Below are 343 nucleotides of genomic sequence, written 5' to 3'. Positions count from 1 at the left end.
ATCACTTTAGGAGATAGTGCTACAAATAATAAGCTCATTCTCTCCACAGGAAGCACTAGCGTTACTGAAGGAGTAAATGTAGGGGCAAATCAAGCTCTTACATTTGATTTGAAAGATGGTGTCAATCTTACTCTTATGGGCAATCTAGCCAATGCAGGAGAGAGTGAAATCAACTTCAATGGAAGTGGTGGAATCCTCACAGGAGCAGTCAATACTTCAACAGGGACTACAACCATCAAGATTGCAGAGAGCAAAAGTGGGACAATCACAGGAGCTGTAACCACAGATAGTGGAGCTATAACAACTATTGATTTTTCAAATGGAAGTAATGTTAAGTCTTTGA

The 343-nt window shown here is 39.9% G+C and carries 1 protein-coding gene; it reads left to right on the top strand.

Annotation, left to right across the window (positions count from 1 at the left end):
- Positions 1–343: hypothetical protein (locus CQA58_RS08345; protein WP_170126785.1), on the top strand; the 343-nt coding region annotated here is incomplete at both ends.

The sequence above is a fragment of the Helicobacter brantae genome (genome assembly GCF_003364205.1).
In the GTDB taxonomy this organism is placed as follows: Bacteria; Campylobacterota; Campylobacteria; order Campylobacterales; family Helicobacteraceae; genus Helicobacter_G; species Helicobacter_G brantae.
This window is presented reverse-complemented; position numbering and strand designations above follow the sequence as displayed.